Annotated in this window: 8 protein-coding genes and 1 pseudogene; 8 read left to right on the forward strand and 1 reads right to left on the reverse strand. The window is 37.0% G+C overall.

Annotation, left to right across the window (positions count from 1 at the left end; genetic code table 11):
- Positions 1 to 257: 257 nt before the first annotated feature.
- From H4J76_RS18655 to H4J76_RS18690, 8 genes are all read left to right on the forward strand, one after another.
- Positions 258 to 1,499, forward strand: coding sequence for a hypothetical protein (locus H4J76_RS18655; protein ID WP_182231076.1), 1,242 nt, complete (start codon positions 258 to 260; stop codon positions 1,497 to 1,499).
- A gap of 110 nt (positions 1,500 to 1,609) precedes the next feature.
- Complete coding sequence (locus H4J76_RS18660; RefSeq protein ID WP_182231077.1) at positions 1,610 to 1,963, forward strand: DUF1428 domain-containing protein; 354 nt, start codon at positions 1,610 to 1,612, stop codon at positions 1,961 to 1,963.
- A gap of 126 nt (positions 1,964 to 2,089) precedes the next feature.
- A complete protein-coding gene (locus H4J76_RS18665) occupies positions 2,090 to 2,449 on the forward strand; it encodes a hypothetical protein (protein ID WP_182222835.1) in 360 nt (119 codons plus the stop codon).
- A gap of 209 nt (positions 2,450 to 2,658) precedes the next feature.
- Positions 2,659 to 3,165, forward strand: coding sequence for a helix-turn-helix domain-containing protein (locus H4J76_RS18670; protein ID WP_259377165.1), 507 nt, complete (start codon positions 2,659 to 2,661; stop codon positions 3,163 to 3,165).
- Positions 3,166 to 3,291: 126 nt separating this feature from the next.
- On the forward strand, positions 3,292 to 4,029 hold the full coding sequence (locus H4J76_RS18675; RefSeq protein ID WP_259377166.1) for a hypothetical protein: 738 nt from the start codon (positions 3,292 to 3,294) through the stop codon (positions 4,027 to 4,029).
- A 107-nt stretch (positions 4,030 to 4,136) separates the two neighbouring features.
- Positions 4,137 to 4,697 carry a flavodoxin family protein gene (locus H4J76_RS18680; RefSeq protein WP_182218701.1) on the forward strand — a complete coding sequence of 187 codons (561 nt, stop codon included), beginning with the start codon at positions 4,137 to 4,139 and terminating at the stop codon, positions 4,695 to 4,697.
- A 126-nt stretch (positions 4,698 to 4,823) separates the two neighbouring features.
- Entirely contained in the window at positions 4,824 to 5,147 is a 324-nt protein-coding gene (locus H4J76_RS18685; protein ID WP_182218699.1) for a hypothetical protein, read from the forward strand.
- 107 nt (positions 5,148 to 5,254) lie between these two features.
- Positions 5,255 to 5,713, forward strand: a complete 459-nt coding sequence (locus tag H4J76_RS18690) for a GNAT family N-acetyltransferase (protein WP_182218697.1) — start codon at positions 5,255 to 5,257, stop codon at positions 5,711 to 5,713.
- 272 nt (positions 5,714 to 5,985) lie between these two features.
- Here H4J76_RS18690 and H4J76_RS18695 read toward each other — a convergent pair.
- Positions 5,986 to 6,522, reverse strand: a pseudogene (locus H4J76_RS18695) (transposase); the annotation flags it as partial.

The raw sequence follows: 6,522 nt of genomic DNA on the forward strand, positions 1-6,522 counted from the left end.
TTTGTAAAGATAAGTACAATATCTATAAATTATTGTGCTTGAACTTATTACAAGTAATGAAGATAGTATTATTATTAAATCGATCACTGATTTAGCGCACAACTTAGGATTAAGTGTTGTGGCTGAAGGCGTTGAAAATAAATAAAGTCTTGAGATGTTGAATAAGATTGGTGTTGAAACAGCACAAGGTTACTTTATTAATAAGGCGTTTCATGGCGATGAGCTTTTACCTTGGTTACTCAATTATGAGGAAAATAATGCTTAGCACAACAAATAAAACACTATTAGCCACCTTTATTCTATTGAGTTCTGCAGTTAATGCTGCACAAATAACGGTTAAAGGGGGGATTGAAGCAGGATATATTAAAGCCGATTATCATCAGCCTTGGTTAAATAGCTGGCAGGAAGAAGGCGTGGGTATATTACGGTATAACGACGACGATAAACTGATGCTAACACAAGCGGCGATAGAAATAAGTGGTGACTTAATTTCTAATGTTAATTTTGATCTTGTCGCCAATTACAATCCTGATGGTGAAAAAAACATCGGTTTAACAGAAGCTTACTTTACTTATTCGCCATTAAATCCAGGCTTAAAACATCAAGTTAAATTCGGCATGTTTTATCCTCAAATGTCACTGGAAAATACAGCAACCGGATGGACAAGTCCTTATACTTATAGTTTTTCAGCGATCAATTCTTGGATTGCTGAAGAGCAAAGAACCTTAGGTGCTCAGTGGTCAATCACTCGAAGTGGAAGAAAGCATAATAGCCCTCATAGTTTTACCGCATTAGCCTCTATATTTAAAGCGAATGATGGCTTAGGCAGCTTGCTTGTTTGGCGTGGTTGGGCACAGCATAATAGGCAAACTTTTTATAATGAAGCCGTTGTCTTTTCTGATTACTTTTCCCAGCAAGACATCCCTATTAATACGCCTAATTTTGTTGAGCCTTTTATTGAAACAGATAGTAAATGGGGATATTACGTTGGAGGGCATTGGCGTTATCTAAAACAAACTGACGTGAGAGTTTATTACTACGATAATAGAGGTGATCCAAATGCCATTGAAAAAAATCGTCAATATGCTTGGAAAACCCAATATTATTCCGTTGCCATGCAACATAAATTTACAAGTAACTTTAGGCTGTTAGCTCAGTATTTATCTGGTGATACCGGTATGGGCAGTCAAGAAACAGGAGTGTTTACTGATATTTCTTCATGGTATGTGATGTTTAATTATAAATTAGGATCACATAGATTTTCACTACGCCATGACCAATTCAAAGTAAAAGAAACTGATCAGAACAGACAAGACCCTAATGACAGCGATGGTGATAGCCTTACGTTGGCATGGCGATATCAACTGGATAAAAATTGGAATGTAGGCGCTGAATTTATCAACTCAACTTCGAACAATGAAAATAGAACTTTATGGGAAAGTCGAGCAGCGGAACATAGGCAAAAGCAATATATGGCAATTGTACAATATAAATTTTAATTGAGAATAAACAGTTGGCTAGTTTCGCTTTATACTTTAGCCAACTACAATTTCCCCCTTAATAGGGCGTTATGTGAACTTAAACCTGTAGAGTATAAAAGGAATAATATATGTCTTATGCCGATGGTTTTGTTGCCGCACTACCAACAGTAAATAAAGAAAAGTACATTGAACATGCGAAATTGTCTGCGGTCGTATTCAAAGATCACGGAGCACTTAAAATTACTGAAAGTTGGGGAGATAACGTTCCTGATGGTGATATTACATCCTTCCAAATGGCTGTAAAGTGTGGCAAAGATGAAATTGTAGTTTTTTCATCTGTTGTATGCCCGACAAAGGAAGTTCGTGATGCTGGTTGGGACGCTATTATGGCAGATCCTAGAATGCACCCAGATCAAAATCCAATGCCCTTTGATGGTAAACGTTTAATCTACGGTGGTTTCGAAGTTATTTTAGAGGAATAGCACCGAGATATATTTCACATAACAATGTGTTCAAACAGATAAATAACAGCTGGCTGTTTTTTGTGCCTGACTATTTTAGCCAACAATTAAAAGCCTCTTAGTGGGGCGTTAGGTAACTAAGGAAGTATGGCATATATCGATCTATTAATTTTTAATGCACCGATATTAATTTTATATTGGATATTTAGTGTGAGTAAAACCAATATTAAATCAGCCAAGTTTGTTTTGTATTCTTGGTTCGCTTTGTTATGTATTTTATTAGTTATTGGTGCAAGTGTATGGAGTGAAACCGACGAAGTAAGTCAAATAGGTTCTGCATTGTTTTTATCTTCTTCTATTTGGCTAGTTGGTCCATTCCTTTTCTTAGCTTCAACTAAGTCTTGGAACCATTTTGTCATTATATTTACGTCACTTATACTCGGCTCTATTTCATTATTCTGTTGTTTTTTTATTTTAGCATCGTTAAATCAGATCTGGGGTTTGTAATCGTTACATAACAGGCCACTTAAGCAAGACAAATAACAGCTGGCTGTTGTTCGTGCTTCACACATTTTAGCCAACTATAATTTTCGGCTTAATGAGGCGTTGGTAAGGGTAAATTTATGTCTGTCGGCTATTTGTCGTCTGTTTGTCATTACCGACAGTATGCCCTTGGTGTATAGTGCATCCGCATTCAACAATAAATGGAGTTACCTATGAAATCATTAAGACTCGAAAAACGCTGGTCTCAAGAACAATTGGCGCAACTAAGCGATTTAAATGTTCGCACCATTCAAAGAGTAGAAAAAGGAGAAAGCATTGGAACTGAAACCTTAAAGTCTTTGGCTGCGGTTTTTGAAATCTCAACTGATGAGCTTATATGTGCTATAAATAATGAAAAAAATCTCCAAACAGAAGGGGATGCGAATATGGTTAAAGATCATTCTCAGCACAATAAAGCAAAAGAGAAGGTTAAATCTATAAAATATTTTTATACATTCTCTGCACTTTTAATTGCAGTCTTTCTCCTATTTATGTTGCCTAACTACAATGACGGAGAAAATTTAGGTCCATTGATTGTTGTATTCTTATCTTTTGGTGCGCTTATTGCTGGCCTCGCTTTCCAGGTATTTCAACCCTTTGGTGAAGAATGGGAAAAAGAAAAAACATCCCAGATTTTAAATCAACAGAACAAGGGAAGTAGCTCTAGTTCTGATCACTAAATAGACAAAAGGCATATAAGCCATTCAAACAGGGCAAATAACAGCTAGCTATTTGCTCCATCGTCGCTTACTTTAGCCAAGTATTATTTGCCTCTTAATGGGGCGTTAGAGGTAAAAGGAAATATCTTGTCAATCAACTATTCAAATTACACATTGGATGAATTATTTGATGTTAACCAAAATATCGATAAGGATAAATTTCCTGAGCGATATAAGCAGTTATGTGAAGAAATTCAACGAAGAAAAGAAAGTGGAGAGTTTGAAAAAAAAGCCCAAGAAATTGAAGATCAGGAAGACGAGGACGATGATGAAAATGAATTTATCATTGATTTCTCTGCTGAGGGAAATGGAAAAAAGCGTAAGCTGTTTATTTTGGGTTTTATCTTAATCAATTTAGCTGTACTCGCCTTTGTATTACCTAAATATATAGTTACTGATTTAACGAACATACATGAATATTCAACAAAAATTGACTTTGTTGAATGTCATAAAGAAGAAGTGATAGATGATGAAACGGATAAAGTATATTCATACTTCGATCTTAATATTGGCTCATACCAAGATACTTTTTCAGCAGTTGGTATAGGTGAGGGTAAGTGTAAAAACTTAGCACGAAGTTTAAAGGTTGGATCTAATGTTTCTATTTGGCATGAAGATGGATTAATCCATCAAATAAAATCAAAAAATAACATTCTACTTCCATATGTATTTATGGAACCCAAAGTACGAGAGTTAAAAACAGAGGGGGTAAAATTATATTGGTTTGGCTTGTTGGCGTTGTGGGTAGTGTTATTCAAATCAGTCGCTAATGCTTTTTTTCCGGGGACGTTTACCTCTAGCAAGCCATTAAAGCAGGACAAATAACAGTTGGCTATTTACTCCTTTGTCGCTTATTTTAATCAACGGTGTTTTGCCTCTTAACGAGGTGTTAGTTTTGATTGTGCATAATCGAATAAAGGAGTTTGAAATCGATGTCCCGCATAGCGATAGTCTATTTTTCTAAGAGTGATGTCACAGGACAACTTGCTAGAGCAATAGCTTTAGGTGCTAAACAAGAACATGGAATAACTGTGCTTGAACATAAAATTGAAGGGCGCGAAATCCTTGAAGGAAAATTTGAAAACGAAGAGTTATTCAAAGCGCTAAAATTATGCGATGCGATTATCTTTGGAAGCCCAACATATATGGGAAGTGTATCAGCTCAATTCAAGGCTTTTGCGGATGCTTCAAGTGAACATTGGCAGAGCCAAGAGTGGGCTGATAAAGTCTCTGCTGGATTCACCTCTGGAACAGGCCTAAATGGTGACCAATCAAGTACTTTGCAATACATGGCCACTTTAGCAAGTCAGCATGGTATGTTGTGGGTGAATATTGATGCTTCATATGGAACAGATAGTTCCACTTTAAATCGATTAGGTTGCCAATTAGGAGTCGTTTCCCAAACGACTAATAGTGTCGCACATGAAGTTGATCTTGCAACGGCAAAGCACTTAGGTCGTAGGGTTGCAAAACTTACTCTTCGTTTAAATTAGAAACATAATAAGAAATTAAACAAGGACAAAAAACAGTTGGCTTTTTGTTCACTTCGTTCATTTATTTTAGCCAACTAGTTTTGCCTGTAAATTGGGCGTTATTTGCCTTAGAGCATAGGAGTGTTAATGAAATTATTGATCAAGTTTTGTGTTGTTTTAATCCTTTTACTAAATACAACATCTTGCGTTACAACATCAACCTATGGAGCAACCTTCGAGGCTATAGCTAAGACTAACGATATTTATACTTTAAAAATTTACTACGGAGGCCCACCTCCCCAATGGGCTACAGATGTAAACTTTCAAGAAGGAACTGATTCTGCTTTATATGAAAAAGCTATGGCGTTTATTGCAGAAAATCCAGAATATAATAGCTATAAAGTTGTTGATATTGAACATAGTCATATCCCAAGTTACTACAGATATAGTGTTCATTTTCTTCGCAATTAGCAAATAACAAGGTATTCCAAAGGACTAAAAAAGCTGGCCATTGCTCGTGCCTCGCTTATTTTAGCTTCTGAATGGGCGTTAGGTATACAGGTAAACAAAGGTGCAATATGGATATTAAGCTTGGCGAATTAAGACATGAAGCTGTAATTTCTTTGTTACAAGAACATCATGAAGATATGCTAGCTCACTCACCTCCAGAAAGTGTTCACGCGCTAGATTTGCGTGCACTTGAACACCCCGATGTAACGTTCTGGAGTTTATGGGTTAATCAAGATTTAGCTGGTATTGGCGCTATAAAAGAACTTGATAAAGATCATTGCGAGATAAAGTCTATGCGCACATCGACCAAGTTTTTACGTAAAGGTATTGCTCGTAAGATATTAGAGCATATCGTTGAACAAGCGACTCTTCGTTCGTATAAAAGATTAAGTTTGGAAACGGGTACTATGGATGCGTTTATTCCAGCACAAAAACTTTATCAACAATTTGGTTTTCAACCATGTGCCCCTTTTGGTAACTATCAAGAAGATCCATATAGTATGTTTATGTCAAAGGCTATTGAGTAAATGTGTGACACATAATATCAACTGTGAAGTGCGACAAAATAGCGATGCAAAAAATTACTATGCCACCCATAATAATGCTACGCAATAATAATGCTCTGAAACACTGCTATCCATTGGCCAACAACAATGCATGTACTTCATCTTATAAGCCTTTGTATATCGATTTTTATAGATGTTGATTAAATGAGTGAATTTCAGGCAAGCTTTACTTCTCCCCCAAGGTAGCCGTATTTTTCTTGCTGTCTTAGTGCTGCCTTTGAATGTAGTTATGTTTACGCGCTATTCAAACAAGCTTGGGCATTTGCTTTACCGTGTGCGCGCTTTAACCCCACGTGCTCAGTAAATTCACACAAATGCTCTGCGGTGCCGACTGCGCCAGTGAATATACCTTCAAAGTTTGTGGTGAGTTTGAGCCAACTTTCATCGCTGATGTGAAGTCTTGACAGTATATTTACGGTTTTGTTATCGATAGCGCCTCGTTTGTCTGCTCTTATTACGCGACCTGTTTCATCTACAAGGGTTAAATAGTCCTTCAAGCTAAAGCGGATACCTGAGGTTTTCTCTTGATGTTCATGGCCCGTAAATGGTAATAACGTTGTCGGTTGCTCTCCGATAATGGCTGCTTTGATACGCAGTTGAATACTGGTAAAATTCGATTGCTCAGGTGTTGGGGCAATGCCCGCCCGCACTGGATTTAAATCTACATAAGCCATACAAGCAAGTAATGCCCCTTCATCGAGCAGGGCTTGTGATTTAAAGCGTCCTTCCCAAAAGTGCCCCGTGCATTTATCTTCTTTATTGGCTTGTCG

It is taken from the genome of Colwellia sp. BRX9-1 (assembly GCF_014077195.1).
Classification (GTDB): domain Bacteria; phylum Pseudomonadota; class Gammaproteobacteria; order Enterobacterales; family Alteromonadaceae; genus Colwellia_A.

What these genes read in the sequence shown, in the direction of transcription:
- H4J76_RS18685 (WP_182218699.1), top strand. Translation starts at nt 4,824, where the DNA reads ATGAAATTATTGATCAAGTTTTGTGTTGTTTTAATCCTTTTACTAAAT.
- H4J76_RS18670 (WP_259377165.1), top strand. Translation starts at nt 2,659, where the DNA reads ATGAAATCATTAAGACTCGAAAAACGCTGGTCTCAAGAACAATTGGCG.
- H4J76_RS18665 (WP_182222835.1), top strand. Translation starts at nt 2,090, where the DNA reads ATGGCATATATCGATCTATTAATTTTTAATGCACCGATATTAATTTTA.
- H4J76_RS18690 (WP_182218697.1), top strand. Translation starts at nt 5,255, where the DNA reads ATGGATATTAAGCTTGGCGAATTAAGACATGAAGCTGTAATTTCTTTG.
- H4J76_RS18655 (WP_182231076.1), top strand. Translation starts at nt 258, where the DNA reads ATGCTTAGCACAACAAATAAAACACTATTAGCCACCTTTATTCTATTG.
- H4J76_RS18660 (WP_182231077.1), top strand. Translation starts at nt 1,610, where the DNA reads ATGTCTTATGCCGATGGTTTTGTTGCCGCACTACCAACAGTAAATAAA.
- H4J76_RS18680 (WP_182218701.1), top strand. Translation starts at nt 4,137, where the DNA reads ATGTCCCGCATAGCGATAGTCTATTTTTCTAAGAGTGATGTCACAGGA.